Genomic DNA, 18,896 nt, shown 5'->3' with positions numbered 1-18,896 from the left:
GGCAGCTCGACAGGGCCGACCGGGCAACCAGCGAGGAGCCGACGGAACCCCAGCGGGAAGCGGTGGCGCTTCGCCCAAGCGGTCAGGAACGCCAGCGCCCGAACCGGTGCGTGCACGCCGGTGAGTGCACGCCGGTGAGTGCACGCCGGTGAGTGCGCGGCGCGTCAGCGCAGGACGCGGAACAGCAGCAGGAACGCCACGTAGGCGACCGGCACGGCCGCGAAGCAGATCAGGAAGCCCAGGTGCACGTATCGGGGCGGGGTGCCGGCGACCATGGCCGGTCGCCCCCAGCGGCCGAGCACCAGGTAGCCGGCGAAGAAGGACAGCGCCGGCAGCCCCGCGCAGATCCACGCGCCGAGGGTGAAGCCGTCGACCAGCCCGACGCCGGAGGCGAGCACCATGATCATCATGAGGATCGCGCCCACGGCCGCGCAGCCCGCGTAGACGGCGACCGCCCGGGCCACCGGCGACCAGTCCGGCAGCAGCGCCGGCCGCTGCGCGAGCAGCTCGGTCTGCTGCCCGTGCCGGTCGGACTCGTCGGCGTAGCGCCGGGCCAGCTCCAGCTCGACGGTCGGGTCGACCTCCGCCGGGCGCGGGGCCGGCACCCCGCCCGCCGCCGGGCTCACCGCCGTCGGCAGCGCCAGCCTCGTCTCCCCCACCCCGACCTGGGAGTACGCCCCGACACCCGGCCGCCCCGGCGCACCGGCTGCGCCGGCGGGCTCCCCCTCCCCCGGCCCGGCGCCGGCGAACGGGACGCCACCGCGACCACCGTCGCCGGCCGACGCGGCGGGCGGCGCGGGTGCGGGGCCGGTGGGCACGCTGGACGCCGGGATGCCGATGGCCTGGCCGAGCTGGTCGAGGCGCTGCCCCTGGGCGGTGAGCCGGTGCTGGAGGTAGTCCGCGGCGGCGTGCAGGTTGCGGCGCCGGTCGGCGTCGGCGGCGGCACCGCGCTCGCCGGCCCGCCGCTGCTCGGCGAGCTGCCGGGCCAGTGCCGCGTACTCGTCGAAGGTGGACACGCCCTCAGTCCTCCCCGTCCGGGCCGTGCCCGTCGCGGGCGAACGGCACGATGAGCCGGGTGCGCTGGTCGTGCCGGTCGACCAGGAGCGCCCGGTCGGGCCGGGGCGCGTACGCGAGGTCGTGCACGCCGAGGTGCAGCCCCAGCTCGGCGCCGGGCACGTTCAGGGCGACCAGGCAGGCGACGTCGTCGCGGTTGTGGGCGCCGCCGAGGTCGTCGGCGAGGCGACGCAGCCCGCGCCACCAGCCCAGCAGGTGCGTCCCCTGCCCCGGCCCCTGGCGCAGCACGGTCCGCAGGTCGTCGTGGCCGGAGCGGAACGTGTCCGGGTCGGTGGCGGCGAGCACCCCGCTGGCGGCGTCGACGCCGAAGACGACGAGATAGGTGCGGCCGGCCACCGGGGCGCTGCCGCCCGTCGCGAGGCCGCCCAGCTCGGCGCTGCCGCCCGGCTCGGCGAGGGCGGACGGCGCGGCCGGCGCGGCGGCGAGGGTGCCGAGGTGGCGGCGCAGCCCGGTCGCGTCGAGGCGGTCGACCGGGTGGCCGGCGGCGGCCAGGATCGCGGCGGTGTCGTCGGCGGCGGGCTCGGCGGCGGTCACCAGCGCGGCGAGCAGGAAACGGGCGTCGCCCGGGGAGTGCTGCCGGGCGAGGCTCAGGGTGGCCGCGCGCAGCACCTCCGCGCCGGTGGCCGAGGTGCCGACCACAGCCAGGTGCCGGCCGGGGGTCGCGTCCATCATGAACAGCGCGGAGGTGCCCTCGACGTCGACCGTACGCCCGACCAGGGCCAGCGGGCGGCGCCCGCCCGGACGCAGCCCGGCGAACGTCGGGTCGTCCTCGACCCGGGCGGCCTCGTAGCCCTTGAAGACCGACGGGGGACGCGCGCCCGCCGGTCGGGCCTGCCACAGCTCGTGGCGCAGCCCGGCCAGCTCCCCGGCGGCGGCGTGCGCGTCGGGGAAGCGCACGACGGTGTCGGCGCCGACCGCGCCGGCGGCGGTGTTGAGCACGGCCGAGCCGACCGGCAGGGTCTGGGCGGCCTCGTTCAACGGGTCGAGCACCCCGCCGCCACCGGGCAGCGCCACCCGCAGCGCGAACTGGCCGAAGATCGCCTCGGCCCGGCCGTAGAGCGCCTCGACGCCGGTCATGCTCTGGCTGGCCAGCACCAGGTGCACGCCGTACGAGCGGCCCTTGCGGGCCAACTCCTCCAGCAGGTCGACCGACTCGCGGGCCAGCGCGTCGTTGCCGGCGAGGAGCACGTGGAACTCGTCGATCACCGCCACGATGCGGGGCACCGGGATGTCGCGGGGCAGGTCGGCGAGCTTCGTGACGCCGTGCCGCTTGAGGGTGGTGGCCCGCCGCGACAGCTCGCGGCGCAGCTCGCGCAGCACGGCGACGCCGTACTCCCGGTCGGACTCGATGCCGACCGCCCGCGCGTGCGGCAGCCAGGACGGGTCGCGGACGGTGGGGACGAACTCGGTGAAGCTCACCCCCTCCTTGAAGTCGAGCAGGTAGAGCTGAAGCTCGGCCGGCGAGTAGCGGGCGGCCAGCCCGTAGAGCACGTCGAGCAGGAACACGGTCTTGCCGGCGCCGGTGCGCCCGCCGACGAGCCAGTGCGGGGTGGCGTCGTCGAAGGCGACGGTGACCCGGTCGCGGCCGGCTCGGCCGACCACGGTGCGCAGCCCGTTGCCCGCCGATTCGACCCAGCGCCGCTCGGGCAGCAGCTCGGCGAAGCCCACGGCGTCGCTGCGCCGGGCGGCGTCGCCGAGGTGCGCGGCGAGGGCGGCCACCGACGCGGCCGGCGGGTCGCCGTCGAGCAGCACGGGGGCGGCCAGGCCGGTGCCGTCGTGGCTGAACGGGGCCCCGGGCGGGTCGCCGACGTGGGCGTACCGCTCGGACAGCCGGATCGTGGTGGTGGCGCCGAGCTGCGGTGCCGGCTCCGCCGACGCGGCGGTGGGCCGGCCGGCGACCAGCACGCAGACGGCGGCGGCCGGCCCGGCGTGGGTGAGCGCGGCGAGTCGGGCCGCCTCGCGCGGCGGCGGCGCCGACGCCGCGACGACCAGCAGCAGCTCCTGGTCGGGGCGGTCGGCGTGCCGGGCGGTGCGGGCATGCCGTTCGGCGGCGTCGAGCAGGGCGGTCACCTCGGCCTCGCCGGTGGCCGGCGGGTCGAGCACGCCGGCGTCGATGAGCGGGCGCAGCGGCCCGAAGGTCGCGCCGAGCGCGGCGGTGTCGATGCCGGCGACCCGGACGCCGCCGGTCGGCGCGGTGGCGAGCAGCCGCAGCACGAGCGCCCGCAGCAGGCCGGCCACCCGGGGGTCGCGGGCGTCCGCGTCGACGGCGAGGTGGTGGCCGCCGCCCAGCGGTACGAGGACGGGGAAGGCGCCGTCCGGTGTGGACGCCTCGCCGACGCGGACGGGCACGGGGACGGCGGTCACGGGGGTGGCCCCGGGGGTCGGGGTGGCGAGCGCGCCGCCGAGCGCCGCGAGCCGGGTGACCAGCTCGGGTGCGCCGGCCGGGGCGGCCTGGGGCGGCTGCCCGGCGAGCGCCCGGCGGGCGGTGTCGAGGTGCGCCCGGGCCGCCCGGTGCGCCGCGACCGCCTGCCCGTACGCCGACGCGAGCCTGCCCACCTTCTGCTCCCGTCGCCGTCGCCCCGCCTGGTCCCCAAGGACCCTAACGGACACCGGCGACACCGGACAGTGGCGAGCCGGGCGCGTCGGCGGGCGGACGCTCCACGATGGCGCGCGGACGGGCCCCCTCCCTGGTCGCAGACCTGCGGGAAGGGGCCCGCCAGCGTGTGCGGGGTGGATCGAGGCCGCCGGCGCGGGCCGGTGCCCGGCGCGGCGGGTCGTCACCCGCCCGGCGGTGCGGTCAGCCGGTGACGGCGTTGAGGGCCGGCAGGTAGCCGTGGCGGTAGCCGTCGGCGTCGGGGTGGTACGCCTCGATGACGCCGCTGACGTCACGGATCCACGGGTCGGCCGCGCAGACCCCGTGCCCGGCGAAGTAGGGGCGGGTGTCGGCGAACGTGGCGCCGGCCGCGGCGGCCCGGCCGGAGATGACGGTGGCGAGCACGTCGGCGGCCTCGTTGAGGATGGTCCGCTTGTAGGTGCTCATCGCGAGCAGCCCGCAGGAGCCGGTCTCGAACAGCCGGGGGTAGCCGAGCACGATCAGCCGCGCGTTGGGCGCCCGGTCGCGGATGGCGGCGTACGTGGCGTCCAGCCGGCCCGGCAGCGTCGTGGTGGCGAACGCCTTGGACTCGTTGACGGCGTTGGTGCAGCTCGACGTGCTGCCGAAGCGGCAGCTGGTGATCACGTCGGCGAAGCCGGCGTCGTTGCCGCCGATGGTGATGGTGACCAGGGTGGTGCTGGTGCTCAGCGAGCCGACCTGGTCGTTGATGACGTCGGCGGTGACGGCGCCGCCGCAGGCGGGGAACTTGAAGCTGGTGACCGCGTTGGCGGCGGCCCACAGCGGGGCGTACGACTTCTGGCTGCGCAGGCAGGTGGAGAGGTCGTACGGGCCGGCGCCGACGCCGGAGGAGTAGGAGTCGCCGAGGGCCACGTAGTTGACGGCGGCGGCGGCCTGGGCGGTGCCGGGGGCGAGCACCGCGCCGAGGGCGGCGGTGCACAGGGCGACCAGCGCGGCGAGGGCGCGGGCCAGCGGGCGGTGGGGCATGCGGGACCTCCACGGGGCAGGGGACGGTGGGGCCGGTGACCGCGCGCGTGGCCAGGGACGGTGCTTGTTACCAGGCGGTAATGCTATCGAAACATTCGAATCAATGGAATGGGTCGGATCGGACGAAGGGACCGACAGGTTCACGATCGTCGATTAGATTGGCCGGTGCGTACACCCCGACGGAGGAGCAGGGCGAGGGCACCGCGCAGGAACTGTTCGACTTCACGTACGCCAGCTACCCGGGCGACGACGAGTTCTGGCAGGTGCCGCCGGGCGCGCCCGGACCGGGCAGGATCTTCGACGCGGCGGTCTACGACCGGGGCGCGATGACGGTGCACCAGCTGCGGCTGGCCATCGGCGACGAGGCGTTCTTCGCGCTCCTGCCGGCCTGGACGGCCGCGCACCGGCACGGCAACGCCACCACCGCCCAGTTCCAGGCCCTGGCCGAACGGATCTCCGGGCTGGACCTGGACGACTTCTTCACCACCTGGCTGCTCACCCCCGGTCGCCGGAGGTGGCCGGGGCGGCCCGCAAGGCCGGCCCGCCGGCCGAGCCGAGGTCCTGGACCAAGCTCCGCGAGTCGCACCGGCTCCTGACCCGCTGAGCGGGTGCGGGTGCCCGCCGACTCACGGGCGGGCACCCGCACCCGGTGCGCCAGAGGCGGACCGCGCACGCGCCGGGCCCGTCCGAGACAGGCCCGCCCGAGACAGGCCCGTCCGAGACAGGCCGCTGGAACAGGTCTCTTCGGGACAGGCCCGCCCGGGACAGGCCGGGATCGCCGGTCAGCGCGCGGCCAGGGGTTGGCGGGCCGGGTCCACCGGGGCGGGCAGGGCGCCCGTCCCACCCAGGTGGGCGTGGATGGCGGCGGCAGCGGCCCGGCCCTCGGCGATCGCCCAGACGATCAGCGAGGCGCCCCGGTGCATGTCGCCGGCGACGAAGACGCCGTCGGTGCCGGTCTGCCAGTCGGGCCGGGAGTCGATCGCGCCGCGCGGGTTGCGGCCGACCCCGAGCTGGTCGAGCAGCGGCTGCTCCTCGGTGCCCTCGAAGCCGATCGCCAGCAGCACCAGGTCGGCCGGCAGCTCCCGCTCCGAGCCGGGCAGCGGGGTGACGATGCGCCGCCCGTCGCGCTTCTCCACCGTCACCTCGGCGATCCGCACCGCCCGCACCTGGCCGGTGCCGTCGTCGACGAACTCCTGCACCGCGACGGCGAAGACCCGCTCGCCGCCCTCCTCGTGCGCCGGGTAGCTGCGCAGCAGCCACGGCCAGGTCGGCCACGGGTCCCGGGCCTCGTCCCGGGCCTGCGGCGGCTGCGGGTAGAGGTCCAACTGGTGTACGCCGGCCGCGCCTTGGCGGTGCGCCACGCCCAGGCAGTCCGCCGCCGTGTCGCCGCCACCGATGATCACGATGTGCTTCCCGGCCGCGTCGATCGGATTGCCGTCGGGCAGCACCGCCGTGTCGGGCCGGCCGCCCGCCGCCGCGGCGACCACCCGGTTGGCCGCGACCAGGTGGTCCATCGCCTGGTGCACGCCGCGCAGCCCGCGACCCGGGGTCTCCGGGGTGTCCCGGCCCTGGAGCGCGCCGCAGGCGAGCAGCACGGCGTCGTGCTCGGCGCGCAACTGCTCGGCGGTGACGTCGACGCCGACGTTCACCCCGGTGCGGAAGCGCACGCCCTCGGCGGAGAGCTGGGCCACGCGCCGGTCGATGTGGACCTTCTCCAGCTTGAAGTCGGGGATGCCGTACCGCAGGAGGCCGCCGATCGCGTCGTCGCGCTCGTACACCGTGACGGCGTGACCGGCGCGCGCGAGCTGCTGCGCGGCGGCGAGACCGGCGGGCCCCGAGCCGACCACGGCGACCGACCGGCCGGTCGGCGTCGACGCCGGGCGCGGCGACAGCCCGCCGCGCGCGACGGCCGCGTCGGCGATCTCCACCTCGACCTGCTTGATGGTGACCGGCTCGCCGCCGCCGATGCCGAGCACGCAGGCCGCCTCGCAGGGCGCCGGGCAGAGCCGGCCGGTGAACTCGGGGAAGTTGTTGGTGGCGTGCAGCGAGTCCACCGCGGCGTCCCAGTTGCCGGTGCGGACCAGGTCGTTCCAGTCCGGGATGCGGTTGCCCAGCGGGCAGCCGTCGTGGCAGAACGGGATGCCGCAGTCCATGCAGCGCGTCGCCTGCTCGCGGATCAGCTCCTCGCCGGCCGGCGGGTACACCTCGCGCCAGTCGCTGATCCGCACCGGCACCGGGCGGCGCGCGGGCAGCCGCCGGTTGTAGCGCAGGAAACCGTTCGGGTCAGGCACGAGCCACCTCCTGGACCGTCACCCGCGGGACGGGCATGGTCGGCACGGACTTCGCGGCGGGCGCGGAGAGCGCGCTCATCACCGCGTCGTCGACGTCGCGGCCGGCGGCTTCGGCGGCCCGCATGATCTCCAACACCCGGCGGTAGTCCCGGGGCACCACGGCGGTGAACTCCGCCACCGCTTCCGGCCAGCGCTTGAGCAGCCCTTCGGCGACCGCCGAGTCGGTCTCGGCGAAGTGCCGCTGCACCAGCTCGTGCAGCACCGCCTGCTCCTCCTCGGACAGCGTCGCCAGGTCGACCAGCTCCGTGTTGACCCGGCGCCGGTCCAGCTTGTGCACGAAGGCCGTGCCGCCGGACATGCCGGCGGCGAAGTTGCGGCCGGTCGGGCCCAGCACCACCACGGTCCCGCCGGTCATGTACTCGCAGCCGTGGTCACCGACGCCCTCGACGACGGCCACCGCGCCCGAGTTGCGTACGGCGAACCGCTCCCCCACCCGGCCCCGCAGGAACAGCTCGCCCGCGGTGGCCCCGTAGAGGATGGTGTTGCCGGCGATGGTCTGGTCCTCGGCCCGCTGCCCCGGCGCGGCGTCGCCGTCGAGGAAGGGGGCGGCGGCGTCCGGCCGCACGATGAGCCGACCGCCGGAGAGGCCCTTGCCCACGTAGTCGTTGGCGTCGCCGTGCAGCCGGAGGGTGACCCCGCCCGGAAGGAACGCGCCGAACGACTGGCCGGCGGTGCCGCGCAGTGTGAACTCGATCGTGTCGGCGGGCAGGCCGGCCCCGCCGAAGCGGCGGGTCACCTCGCCGCCGAGCATCGCGCCGACGCTGCGGTGCTCGTTGCGCACCGCCACCTCCACCCGCACCGGCGTACGGTCGTGCAGCGCCGGCCCGGCCAGGGCGATCAGCTCGTTGTCCAGCGCCAGCTCCAGGCCGTGGTCCTGGGCGCGTACGCCCCGGCGCGCGGCCCCGGCCGGCAGCTCCGGCAGGTGCAGCACGGGGGTCAGGTCGAGCCCGCCGGCCTTCCAGTGCGCGATCGCCGGGGCGACGTCGAGCAGCTCGGCCTGCCCGATGGCCTCCTCGATCGACCGCAGGCCCAGCTCGGCCAGGTAGCCGCGGACCTCCTCGGCGAGGAACAGGAAGAAGTTCTCCACGAACTCCGGCCGGCCGGTGAAGCGTTCCCGCAGCACCGGGTTCTGGGTGGCGATGCCGACCGGGCAGGTGTCGAGGTGGCAGACGCGCATCATGACGCAGCCCTCGACGATCAGCGGCGCGGTGGCGAAGCCGAACTCCTCGGCCCCGAGCAGCGCCGCGACCAGCACGTCCCGGCCGGTCTTGAGCTGCCCGTCGACCTGCACGGTGACCCGGTCGCGCAGCTTGTTGAGCAGCAGCGTCTGCTGCGCCTCGGCCAGCCCCAGCTCCCAGGGGGTGCCGGCGTGCTTGAGCGAGTTCAGCGGCGACGCGCCGGTGCCGCCGTCGTGGCCGGAGATCAGGATGACGTCGGCCTTGAGCTTCGCCACGCCCGCCGCCACGGTGCCGACGCCGACCTCGCTGACGAGCTTGACGTGCACCCGCGCGGACGGGTTGACGCACTTCAGGTCGTGGACGAGCTGCGCGAGATCCTCGATGGAGTAGATGTCGTGGTGCGGCGGCGGGGAGATCAGGCCGACGCCCGGCGTGGCGTGCCGGGTACGGGCGATCCACGGCCAGACCTTGTTGCCGGGCAGCTGCCCACCCTCGCCGGGCTTGGCGCCCTGCGCCATCTTGATCTGGAGGTCGTCGGCGTTGACCAGGTACTCGCTGGTCACCCCGAACCGGCCGCTGGCGATCTGCTTCACGGCGGAACGGCGGGTCGGGTCGTGCAGCCGCTCGACGTCCTCGCCGCCCTCGCCGGTGTTGGACTTGCCGCCGAGCCGGTTCATCGCGATCGCCAGGGTCTCGTGCGCCTCCGCCGAGATCGACCCGTACGACATGGCGCCGGTGGCGAACCGCTTGACGATCTCGGTGGCCGGCTCGACCTCGTCGATCGGCACCGGGGGCCGCACGCCGGTACGCAGGGTGAACAGCCCGCGCAGCGAGCCGGCCCTCGCGGCCAGCTCGTCGACCTTGGCCGTGTACTGGCGGAAGACATCGTACTGGCGGCTGCGGGTGGCGTGCTGGAGCAGGAAGACCGTCTCCGGGTTGAACAGGTGCAGCTCGCCCTCGCGGCGCCACTGGTACTCGCCGCCCACCTCCAGCCGGCCGGTGGCCTCGGCGCCAGGCGGCGGCCAGGCCACGGCGTGCCGGGCGGCGACCTCGGCGTGGATGCCGTCCAACCCGATCCCGCCGATCTTGCTCGGGGTGCCCCGGAAGTAGCGCTGGACCAGCTTGGCGTCCAGCCCAACGGCCTCGAAGACCTGCGCCCCGCAGTACGACGACACCGTCGAGATGCCCATCTTCGACATGATCTTCAGGACGCCCTTGCCGAGGCCCTTGACGTAGTTGCGGACCGCCTTCGCCGGATCCGTGCCGACGAGCGCCCCGGTGGAGATCATGTCCTCCACCGACTCGAACGCCAGGTACGGGTTCACCGCCGCCGCGCCGTAGCCGATCAGCACCGCCGCGTGGTGCACCTCGCGGCAGTCGCCGGACTCCACGATCAACGCCACCTGGGTGCGGGTCTGCTCGCGCACGAGGTGCTGGTGCACGGCGGCGGTGAGCAGCAGCGACGGGATGGGGGCGAGGTCGGCGTTGGAGTCGCGGTCCGACAGCACCAGGATGCGTACGCCGTCCTCGATGGCCTCGGAGACGTGCCGGCAGATCTCCGTCAGCCGGGCCTTGATCCCAGCGCCGCCCTCCCGGATCCGGTAGAGCCCGGAGACCCGGACCGCCTTGAACCCGGGCAGGTCGCCGTCCTCGTCGATGGAGAGGATCTTCGCCAGCTCGTCGTTGTCGATCACCGGGTACGGCAGCACGATCTGCCGGCAGCTCGCCGGGCCCGGGTCGAGCAGGTTGCCCTCCGGCCCGATGGTCGACGCCAGGCTGGTCACCAGCTCCTCGCGGATGGCGTCCAGCGGCGGGTTGGTGACCTGCGCGAAGAGCTGGTGGAAGTAGTCGTAGAGCAGCCGCGGCCGGGTGGACAGCGGGGCGATCGGGGTGTCGGTGCCCATCGAGCCGAGCGGCTCGGCGCCCGTGCGCGCCATCGGCGCGAGCAGGATCTTCAGCTCCTCCTCGGTATAGCCGAAGGTCTGCTGGCGGCGGCGTACCGAGTCGTGGGTGTAGACGGTGTGCTCGCGCGGGGGCAGGTCGGTCAGCTCGATCAGCCCGGCGTGCAGCCAGTCGGCGTACGGCTGCTCGGCCGCCAGCTCCGCCTTGATCTCCTCGTCGTGCACGATGCGGCCGGCGACGGTGTCGACCAGGAACATCTTGCCCGGCTGGAGGCGGCCCTTGGCGACCACCCGGGCCGGGTCGAGGTCGAGCACGCCCGCCTCGCTGCCCAGCACCACGAGCCCGTCGTCCGTACGCCACCAGCGGCCCGGGCGCAGCCCGTTGCGGTCGAGCACGGCGCCGACGACGTCGCCGTCGGTGAAGGCGACCGAGGCCGGCCCGTCCCACGGCTCCATCAGGCTCGCGTGGAAGCGGTAGAAGGCGCGCTTGTCGGCGGCCATGTCGGGGTCGTTCTCCCACGCCTCGGGGATCATCATCAGCACCGCGTGGGGCAGACTCCGCCCGGCCAGGTGCAGCAGTTCGAGGACCTCGTCGAAGTTCGCCGAGTCGGAGGCGGCGGGCGTGCAGACCGGGAAGACCCGGCGGATGTTGCCCGGCAGGTTCGGGGTACGCAGCAGCGCCTCGCGCGCCTGCATCCAGTTGCGGTTGCCGCGGATGGTGTTGATCTCGCCGTTGTGCGCGATCAGCCGGTACGGGTGCGCCAGCGGCCAGGACGGGAACGTGTTGGTGGAGAACCGGGAGTGCACCAGCGCGATCGCGCTCTCCACCCGCTCGTCGGCCAGCTCCGGGTAGAACGCCGGGAGCTGGTCGGGGGTGAGCATGCCCTTGAACACCATGGTCCGTGCGGACAGCGACGGGAAGTATGCCGGCACGCCCCGCTCGGCGCTCTCCCGCTCGGCCTGCTTGCGTACGCAGAACGCGACCCGCTCCAGCTCGACGCCGCCCAGGGGCGACCCGGCCGGCCCGGCCGCCGAGTCGGTGAGCCGGTGCGCGGCGAGGAAGAGCTGCCGCACCCGGGGCATCGCCGCGAGGGCGGTCTCGCCGAGGCCGCCCGGGTCGACCGGCACGTCCCGCCAGCCGAGCACGTCGGCCCCCTCGACCAGCGCGTACTTCTCCACCACGCGGCGGGCGCGGGCCTCGGCGGCGTCGTCGTCGGGAAGGAAGACCAGGCCGGTGGCGTACTCGCCGGCGGGCGGCAGCGGGAAGTCCACCACCGCGCGCAGGAACGCGTCCGGGATCTGGATCATGATGCCCGCGCCGTCGCCGGTGTTGGGTTCCGCGCCTCGGGCTCCCCGGTGGTCCAGCCGGCAGAGCGCGTCGAGGCCGTTGACCACGACCGCGTGCGAGCGCCGCCCGTGCAGGTCCGCCACGAAGGCCACACCGCAGGCGTCGTGCTCCTGCGCGGGGTCGTAGAGCCCGGCCGCGGGCGCTCCCGGGCCGAGGTGCGGGGCCTGCTTCGGGCTGCTGTGAGGGTACGGAAAGGCCACCGGGCCTCCTGTCGTCGCTCAGGGTGGATCTCGATCGGGACGACGTCGGCCCTCAAGGGTCTATTGAGTCTACGTTAGGGTCCGGAGCGCAAGGCCAGTGCAGATTGATCACACCTTCCAGACTCTGGGACGTGTAGTCTCGCGCGGTGGATTTTCTTGACAGGGACCTGTTCGGTCGGCTGGAGCGCTTCTACGACGCGGTGCCCCGGGACGCGGCCCGTACGGAGGAGCACGGCGCCCTCGTCCTCTTCGTCCGCGAAGGCGCCGGTTGGCCGTTCTACGCCCGGCCCCGACTCGACGCCACCGAGGCGCCGTCGCTGGCGGACATCACGGCCGTACGCGAGCGGCAGCGCGAACTCGGCCTGCCCGAGGCCCTCGAATGGGTGCACGAGACCACCCCCGACCTGCTGGCCGTGGCCCGCTCGGCGGGGCTGTCGGTGCTGGAGGCGCCGCTGATGGTGCTCGACCCGGCCGCCCTGCCCGACCCGGGGACCCTCACCGACGTACCGCTTCGGGTGCTCGACGGGGCGGCGCCCGACTTCGCGGCGGACGTGGCGGCGCGGGGGGCGGTCGCCGCCGTCGGGTTCTCCGCGGCCGGCACCGCGCCCGGCGAGGCTGGCCCCGCCCAGCGGGACGCCGCGATGGCCGAGCTGGACGAGGCGGCGCTCGACGAGGAGCGGACCAGCGTCGCGGACGGCCGGCGGCTGTCGGTGCTGGCGGAGACGCCCGCCGAGGGCGCGCTGGCCAGCGGGATCGCGATGCGGGTCGGCGACGTCGCCGAGATCGCCGGCGTGGCCACCCTGCCGGCCGCCCGCCGCCGTGGCCTGGGTGCGGCGGTCACCGCCACGCTGGCCCGCGAGCTGCTGGCCGCCGGCACCGACCTGGTCTTCCTCTCGGCGGGCAGCGAGGACATCGCCAGGGTCTACCTGCGCGTCGGCTTCCGCCGCGTCGGCACCGCCTGCATCGCCGAACCCACCCCCGTCACCCCCTGACCGGGCGCCCCACCCCGGCAGCAGCGGGGGGTGAGCCCTCGGGGGTGGGGAGGGGTCAGGTCGGGGGGCGCCACTGGGCGGCCGTGGTGGCGGCCGTCGAGAGCAGGCGGGGGCTCAGGGCGCCCAGGGCGACGTCGCGGGCGCGCAGCGCCAGCGGGCCCCGGGCCTTCAGCACCGCCGACATCCGGCGGGTCTGCCGGACCACCGTCGCCGCCCGGGGCCGGCGCACCCGGTCGTACGCCGTCACCGCGTCGGGCAGCCGGGACTCGCGCAGCAGCGAGGCGAGGGTGGCGGCGTCCTCGAAGGCGAGGCAGGCGCCCTGGCCGAGGTGCGGCGGCATGGCGTGCGCGGCGTCGCCGAGCAGCACCACCCCGCCCGGGCCGGTCGGGAAGCCGTACGACCTCGGCAGCGGCCGCAGCTCGCGGATCTCCTGCTGCACCAGGTCGGTCGGGTCGGTGGCGTCGAGCAGGTCGGCGATCGGCGCGGGCCAGCCCGCGTACCAGCGGCGGAGCAGGGCGAGCTGGGTCTCCGGCGGTTCCGGGCGGGGCGCGCCGACGGCGGTGGCCACCCAGTAGATGCCGCCCCGGCTGGAGCCGCCCGAGGAGCCGCGCTCGCCCAGCGAGGCGGACACGAAGCGGTAGCCGGCACCGAGCACCTCGCCGCCGACGGGCCGGTCGGCGGGCAGCTTCGGGGCCCGGTACCAGGGGATCACCGCCCGCCAGGCGGCGCAGCCGGAGCTGATTACGCCCGACTCGGGGGCGAGCTGCCGGCGGACCGCGCTGTCGGTGCCGTCGGCGGCGACGACCAGGTCGGCCTCGATGGTGTGCCGGCCGTCGCCGACCGAGGGGCGCTCCCCGGACACGGCGCGGACCGTCCGCACGGTCACCCCGGTGCGCAGCTCGACCTCGTCGCCCAGGCCGGCGATCAGCGCGTCGTGCAGGTCCTCCCGGTGCACCACCACCGGCATCCGGTCGGCCGGGGTGGGGCGGGGCTGCACCAGCCAGTGCCCGTCCGGGCGGCGCACCCCGCCGTCGGGGAGCCCGGTGGCGATCGCCTCCAGGCCGGCGCCGAGGCCCAGGGCGCGCAGCGCGCGTACGCCGTTGGGCCAGAGCGCCACGGCGGTCGGCTCGGGACGGACGCGGTCGGCACGCTCCAGCAGGGTGACCCGCCAGCCGGAGCGGGCCAGCGCGCCGGCGACCGCGAGGCCGCCGATCCCGGCGCCGACCACGACCGCGCTACGCATGGGGTGCTCCTTCTCAGCTGTCGCGGTCGGCGGGCCGGGTGCCCGTGGCCCCGGCCCGGTCCTCCGGGGTCTCCCCGTCGGGGGTGGCACCGGACCCGGGGGCGGCGTCCGCACCGGCCGACGGCGCGTCGACCGACCCGGGCGCGGCCGCCCCGTCCGGCCCGGCCGGCGCCTCGCCGGTCTCCCGCCAGTGCCGGTACTGCTCCTCGCTGACCACGCGGTAGCCCTCCGGGGCGGCCGGCCGGGCGCCGGCCTCCCGCGCGGACAGGTCGACCTGCGAGACGTCGGAGTCGACGACCGGTTCCGGCGTCGCGGCGGGGCCGACCGGGACGAGGTACTCCCGGGGGCCGCGCACCCGCACGAAGTAGGCCAGGGCGCCGAGGAAGACCAGGCCGGCGGTCCAGACGTTCAGGCGTACGCCGAGGATGGTGTTCGCCTCGTCGGTGCGCATCAGCTCGATCCAGAACCGCCCGGCCGTGTAGCCCATCACGTAGAGCGCGAACGCCCGTCCCCGGCCGAGACGCAGCTTGCGGTCGAGGACGAGGACGAGCGCGGCCACGCCGAGATTCCACAGCAGCTCGTAGGCGAACGTCGGGTGGTAGAGGCCCGGTTCGAGGATCGGCTGGCCGGCGTCGTCGCGCAGCGCGTGCCCCGGGTTGTCCGGGTCCATCCGGTGGATCTCCAGCCCCCAGGGCAGGCTGGTCCGGCCGCCGTAGAGCTCGTTGTTGAACCAGTTGCCGAGGCGGCCGATCGCCTGCGCCAGCGGCAGGCCGGGCGCCAGCGCGTCGGCGACCACCGCGAACGGGATGCCGAGCTGCCGGGCCGCGAGCCACGCGCCGACGGCCCCGCCGGCCACCGCGCCCCAGATGCCGAGACCGCCCTCCCAGATGGCGAACGCCTTCATCGGGTCGCCGCCGGTGCCGAAGTACTTCTCCGGCGAGGTGATCACGTGGTAGATGCGGGCGCCGATGATGCCGGCCGGCACCGCCCAGACCGCGATGTCGAGGACCGCACCGGGGGCGACGCCGCGCTGGCGCAGCCGCCGCTCGGTGACCCAGCAGGCCACCACGATGCCGACGATGATGCACAGCGCGTACGCCCGGATCGGCACCGGTCCGAGCTGCCAGACGGCGGTGCTGGGGCTGGGCAGAGCCGCCTGGGGGGTCAGCGAGGCGAGAGTCACGGATGCACACGCTACCGCCGTGGGCCCCTCCGGTGGCACCCCGGTCCACCGTCCGCCGGTACCGGTGACTTCTGGTTTGCGCCGCCGTAGGCTCTTTGTCCATGAGCGCGCTCACCTGGGCGGTCGCCGCGGTCGTCACCGACGACGCCGGCCGGGTGCTGCTGTGCCGGCAGGGGCGGGGCGAGCGCCACGGGCTGCCCGGTGGGCGGCTGCGCCCGGCCGAGAGCCCCGTGCACGCCGCCACGCGCGACATCCGGGCCGAGACCGGGTGGGAGGTCGAGGTCGTCGACCTGGTTGGCCTCTACCACCTCGCCGGGTGGTGCGGGCCGTCGCCGGTGGCGCGCGCGGCTTCGGCGGCCGGGCGGGCCGGGCCGCTGCCCGACGTCCTGGTGCACGTCTTCCGTGCGCGTACGCGGGGGTCGGGGCCGGTCGGCGACCCGGCGGGCGGCTGCCGGCTGTCCTGGCACCACCCCTCGGCCCTGCCCGAGGCGCTCACCCCGACCACCCGGGCGGCGCTCACCGACGCCCTGGCGGGCCGCTCCGGCGTGCTGCGTGACGCCGCCCCGGGCGATCCGGCGCCGGCGGCGGGCCACCCACCGGGGCAGCGGAGCACCCCGCCGGCCGACCGGACACCCCAGCACTGACCCCGGGGCGGAACGCGACCTGGCCCGCCGGGTCGGGGTCACCCCACTCGGCGGCGGGGAGGGCGCGGTCGGGCTCAGCGGGCAGGGTTGCGGACGCCCTCGGCGAGTTCCGCGCTCAGCGCGCGCAGGGCGGCCAGCCCGGACGCCTCGTCCGACGCGTCGAGCAGGCAGCGGATCAGGGCGCTGCCGACGATGACGCCGTCGGCGTACCCGGCGACGGTGCCGGCCTGCGCGCCCGTGCCGACGCCCAGCCCGACGCCGACCGGCAGGTCGGTGACCTCCCGCACCCGCGACACGAGGACGGGCGCCGCGTCGGACGTCTGCGCCCGGGCGCCGGTCACTCCCATGATCGCGGTGGCGTAGACGAAGCCCCGGCAGTGCCCGACGGTCATCGCCAGCCGCGCGTCGGTCGAGGACGGCGAGACCAGGAAGGTGCGGTCCAGCCCGTACGCGTCCGAGGCGGCGAGCCACTCGCCGGCCTCCTCGGGGATCAGGTCGGGGGTGACCAGCCCGGTGCCCCCGGCCGAGGCGAGGTCCCGGGCGAAGGCGTCGACGCCGTACCGCTCGACCGGGTTCCAGTAGGTCATCGTGACCACGGGCGCCCCGGTGGCCGCGACCGCCTCGATGACGCGCAGCGTGTCCCTGGTGCGTACGCCGCCGGCGAGGGCGATGTCGCTGGCCTTCTGGATCACCGGCCCGTCCATCACCGGGTCGGAGTACGGGATCTCGACCTCGATCACGTCGACACCGGCCTCGACCATGGCGGTCATCGCGGCGATGCTGCCCTCGACGGTCGGGAAGCCGGCCGGCATGCAGCCGACCAGCACGGCCCGCCCGTCGGCGCGGGCCTTGTCGAAGGCCACCCCGATCCGGCTCACGTTCTCACTGCTCCTTGTCGAGGATGCCGAAGTAGTCGCCGGCGGTGTGCACGTCCTTGTCGCCCCGGCCGGAGAGGTTGACCACGATGGTGGGCTCCCGGCCCAGCTCCGCGGTGAGCTTCGGGGCGATCTTGAGGGTGCCGGCGAGCGCGTGGGCGCTCTCGATCGCCGGGATGATGCCCTCGGTGCGGCAGAGCAGCTCGAACGCGGCCATCGCCTCGTCGTCGTTCACCGGCAGGTAGGTCGCGCGGCCGCTGTCGTGCAGCCAGGCGTGCTCCGGCCCGACGCCCGGGTAGTCCAGCCCGGCGGAGATCGAGTGCGACTCGCACGTCTGCCCGTCGGCGTCCTGGAGCACGTACGTCCGGGTGCCGTGCAGCACCCCGGCGGAGCCGCCGGTGATGCTGGCGGCGTGCCGGCCGGTCTCCACCCCGTCGCCGCCGGCCTCGAAGCCGTACAGGCGCACGTCGGGGTCGCCGACGAAGGCGTGGAAGATGCCCAGCGCGTTGGAGCCGCCGCCGACGCAGGCGGTGACGGCGTCCGGCAGCGCGCCGGTCAGGTCCAGGCACTGCTGGCGCGCCTCGTCGCCGATGCCCCGGACGAAGTCGCGGACCATCGCCGGGAAGGGGTGCGGCCCGGCGGCGGTGCCGATCAGGTAGTGGGTGTCGTCGACGTTGGCGACCCAGTCGCGCATCGCCTCGTTCATCGCGTCCTTGAGGGTGCGCGAGCCGTTGGTGACGGGGACGACGGTGGCGCCGAGCATCCGCATCCGGGCCACGTTGAGCGCCTGCCGCTCGGTGTCGACCTGGCCCATGTAGACCACGCAGTCGAGGTCGAACAGGGCGGCGGCGGTGGCGGTGGCGACGCCGTGCTGGCCGGCGCCGGTCTCCGCGATCACCCGGCGCTTGCCCATCCGTTTGGTCAGCAGGGCCTGGCCGAGCACGTTGCGCACCTTGTGCGCCCCGGTGTGGTTGAGGTCCTCGCGCTTGAGCAGCACCCGCGCGCCCACCTTGGCGGAGAACCGCTGCGCCGCGTAGAGCAGCGAGGGGGTGCCGGCGTAGTCGCGCAGCAGGGCGCCGAACTCGGCCCGGAACGACTCGTCGGCCATCGCCGCGCGGTGCGCCGCGTCCAGCTCGTCGAGCGCCGCGACCAGCGCCTCCGGTACGAACCGACCGCCGAAGCGGCCGAAGTGGCCGGCGGGGTCGGGCAGCGGACCGGCCGGTGCGGCCAACGCGTCGGCGCTCATGAGATGGTCCTCTCGGTGCTGACGAACCGGCGCGTGATCAGCGCACCGGGCGGGGCGTGGCCGGGTGGTTGCCGGCGTTGACCAGCTCGGCCACCGCCTCGCGGGGGCTCTTCTGGGTGACCAGGCCCTCGCCGACCAGGACCGCGTCGGCGCCCGCCGAGGCGTACCGGATGAGGTCGTGCGGGCCGCGCACCCCCGACTCCGCGATCTTGACGACGCTGCTGGGCAGGCCGGGCGCGATCCGCTCGAACACCGAGCGGTCGACCTCCAGGGTACGCAGGTTGCGGGCGTTGACCCCGATCACCTGGGCACCGGCCTCCAGGGCGCGGTCGGCCTCCTCCTCGTCGTGGACCTCGACCAGCGCGGTCATGCCCAGCGACTCGATCCGCTCCAGCAGGCCGACGAGGGCGTTCTGCTCCAGCGCGGCGACGATCAGCAGCACCAGGTCGGCGCCGTGCGCGCGGGCCTCGTGCACCTGGTAGCTGGAGACGACGAAGTCCTTGCGCAGCACCGGGATGCTGACGGCGGCGCGGACGGCGGCCAGGTCGTCGAGCGAACCGCCGAACCAGCGCCCCTCGGTGAGCACGCTGATCGCCCGCGCGCCGCCGGCGGCGTAGTCGCCGGCCAGGTCGGCCGGGTCGGCGATCTCGGCCAGCCGCCCCTTGGACGGCGACGAGCGCTTCACCTCGGCGATCACGGCGACGCCCGGCTTGCGCAGGGCCGCGTACGCGTCCAACGGCGGCGGCGCGGCGGCGGCCAGGTCGCGGATCCGCTCCAGCGGAACCTGCTCCTGTCGCCGGGCGACGTCCTCACGCACGCCGGCCAGGATCTCGTCGAGCACGCCTACGGACGCCGCCGGACCGGCCTCGTCCCCCTCCGCGTGCGCATGCTCAGCAGTCACCAACGGACTCCCCTCTCCGGGTGTCATGGGCCGATGCTAGGGGGCGCCACCTGGCGACGGGCGCCGGGGGTATGGCGTGCCTCACGAGATGGGCTGGGGCATAATGGCCGACCTCCGGTGAACGGAATGTCACGCAGGGCGACCATGCCCCACGACGAACGC

Annotated in this window: 13 protein-coding genes; 3 read left to right on the top strand and 10 right to left on the bottom strand. The window is 75.5% G+C overall.

Annotated elements, in window-relative coordinates; translation table 11 throughout:
- Positions 1 to 164: 164 nt before the first annotated feature.
- The 3 genes from ACLQ22_RS14250 to ACLQ22_RS14240 all read right to left on the bottom strand — a co-directional run bounded on the left by ACLQ22_RS14250 (position 165) and on the right by ACLQ22_RS14240 (position 4,672).
- Entirely contained in the window at positions 165 to 1,016 is an 852-nt protein-coding gene (locus ACLQ22_RS14250) for a hypothetical protein (protein ID WP_425692669.1), read from the bottom strand.
- 4 nt (positions 1,017 to 1,020) lie between these two features.
- Positions 1,021 to 3,630 carry an FtsK/SpoIIIE domain-containing protein gene (locus ACLQ22_RS14245; protein WP_425692668.1) on the bottom strand — a complete coding sequence of 870 codons (2,610 nt, stop codon included), beginning with the start codon at positions 3,628 to 3,630 and terminating at the stop codon, positions 1,021 to 1,023.
- 241 nt (positions 3,631 to 3,871) lie between these two features.
- Entirely contained in the window at positions 3,872 to 4,672 is an 801-nt protein-coding gene (locus tag ACLQ22_RS14240; protein WP_425692667.1) for an SGNH/GDSL hydrolase family protein, read from the bottom strand.
- Between the two features lie 158 nt (positions 4,673 to 4,830).
- Between ACLQ22_RS14240 and ACLQ22_RS14235 the strand changes: the two genes are divergently transcribed.
- Positions 4,831 to 5,268 (top strand): M1 family aminopeptidase, encoded by a 438-nt coding sequence (locus ACLQ22_RS14235; RefSeq protein ID WP_425692666.1) that lies wholly within the window; start codon positions 4,831 to 4,833, stop codon positions 5,266 to 5,268.
- A 186-nt stretch (positions 5,269 to 5,454) separates the two neighbouring features.
- On the opposite strand, the gene ACLQ22_RS14230 is transcribed toward ACLQ22_RS14235, so the two are convergent.
- Both ACLQ22_RS14230 and gltB read right to left on the bottom strand, forming a co-directional pair.
- Positions 5,455 to 6,963: a glutamate synthase subunit beta gene (locus tag ACLQ22_RS14230; RefSeq protein ID WP_425692665.1), complete on the bottom strand. Its 1,509-nt coding sequence runs from the start codon at positions 6,961 to 6,963 to the stop codon at positions 5,455 to 5,457.
- Positions 6,956 to 11,650: a glutamate synthase large subunit gene (gene gltB / locus ACLQ22_RS14225; protein ID WP_425692664.1), complete on the bottom strand. Its 4,695-nt coding sequence runs from the start codon at positions 11,648 to 11,650 to the stop codon at positions 6,956 to 6,958. The genes ACLQ22_RS14230 and gltB overlap by 8 nt, the downstream gene beginning before the upstream one ends.
- A gap of 146 nt (positions 11,651 to 11,796) precedes the next feature.
- On the opposite strand from gltB, the gene ACLQ22_RS14220 reads away from it, so the two are divergent.
- The gene (locus ACLQ22_RS14220) at positions 11,797 to 12,642 is read left to right on the top strand and encodes a GNAT family N-acetyltransferase (protein ID WP_425692663.1); all 846 of its coding nucleotides are present in this window, start codon (positions 11,797 to 11,799) and stop codon (positions 12,640 to 12,642) included.
- Positions 12,643 to 12,697: 55 nt separating this feature from the next.
- Here the strand turns inward: ACLQ22_RS14220 and ACLQ22_RS14215 are convergent, their stop codons facing one another.
- Both ACLQ22_RS14215 and lgt read right to left on the bottom strand, forming a co-directional pair.
- Positions 12,698 to 13,885 carry an FAD-dependent oxidoreductase gene (locus ACLQ22_RS14215; protein WP_425692662.1) on the bottom strand — a complete coding sequence of 396 codons (1,188 nt, stop codon included), beginning with the start codon at positions 13,883 to 13,885 and terminating at the stop codon, positions 12,698 to 12,700.
- Between the two features lie 13 nt (positions 13,886 to 13,898).
- Entirely contained in the window at positions 13,899 to 15,068 is a 1,170-nt protein-coding gene (gene lgt / locus ACLQ22_RS14210; protein ID WP_425692661.1) for a prolipoprotein diacylglyceryl transferase, read from the bottom strand.
- Between the two features lie 101 nt (positions 15,069 to 15,169).
- Between lgt and ACLQ22_RS14205 the strand changes: the two genes are divergently transcribed.
- On the top strand, positions 15,170 to 15,712 hold the full coding sequence (locus ACLQ22_RS14205) for an NUDIX hydrolase (RefSeq protein ID WP_425692660.1): 543 nt from the start codon (positions 15,170 to 15,172) through the stop codon (positions 15,710 to 15,712).
- 74 nt (positions 15,713 to 15,786) lie between these two features.
- Here the strand turns inward: ACLQ22_RS14205 and trpA are convergent, their stop codons facing one another.
- From trpA to trpC, 3 genes are read right to left on the bottom strand one after another with little or no spacing between them, the layout of a single operon-like run.
- Positions 15,787 to 16,590: a tryptophan synthase subunit alpha gene (gene trpA / locus ACLQ22_RS14200; RefSeq protein WP_425692659.1), complete on the bottom strand. Its 804-nt coding sequence runs from the start codon at positions 16,588 to 16,590 to the stop codon at positions 15,787 to 15,789.
- Positions 16,591 to 16,594: 4 nt separating this feature from the next.
- Positions 16,595 to 17,833 carry a tryptophan synthase subunit beta gene (trpB, locus tag ACLQ22_RS14195; RefSeq protein WP_425692658.1) on the bottom strand — a complete coding sequence of 413 codons (1,239 nt, stop codon included), beginning with the start codon at positions 17,831 to 17,833 and terminating at the stop codon, positions 16,595 to 16,597.
- Positions 17,834 to 17,870: 37 nt separating this feature from the next.
- Positions 17,871 to 18,674 (bottom strand): indole-3-glycerol phosphate synthase TrpC, encoded by an 804-nt coding sequence (trpC, locus tag ACLQ22_RS14190; RefSeq protein WP_366642255.1) that lies wholly within the window; start codon positions 18,672 to 18,674, stop codon positions 17,871 to 17,873.
- Between the last annotated feature and the right edge of the window lie 222 nt (positions 18,675 to 18,896).

The organism is Micromonospora sp. DT178, from assembly GCF_049841695.1.
Lineage (GTDB): Bacteria > Actinomycetota > Actinomycetes > Mycobacteriales > Micromonosporaceae > Micromonospora.
Note: the sequence above shows the minus strand (reverse complement) of the source record. Positions and strands in the feature narration are given on the sequence as shown.

Bases quoted from the DNA above. Each gene is read 5' to 3' on its own strand.
- ACLQ22_RS14205 (WP_425692660.1), top strand. From the start codon at position 15,170: ATGAGCGCGCTCACCTGGGCGGTCGCCGCGGTCGTCACCGACGACGCC.
- ACLQ22_RS14240 (WP_425692667.1), bottom strand. From the start codon at position 4,672: ATGCCCCACCGCCCGCTGGCCCGCGCCCTCGCCGCGCTGGTCGCCCTG.
- trpB (WP_425692658.1), bottom strand. From the start codon at position 17,833: ATGAGCGCCGACGCGTTGGCCGCACCGGCCGGTCCGCTGCCCGACCCC.
- ACLQ22_RS14215 (WP_425692662.1), bottom strand. From the start codon at position 13,885: ATGCGTAGCGCGGTCGTGGTCGGCGCCGGGATCGGCGGCCTCGCGGTC.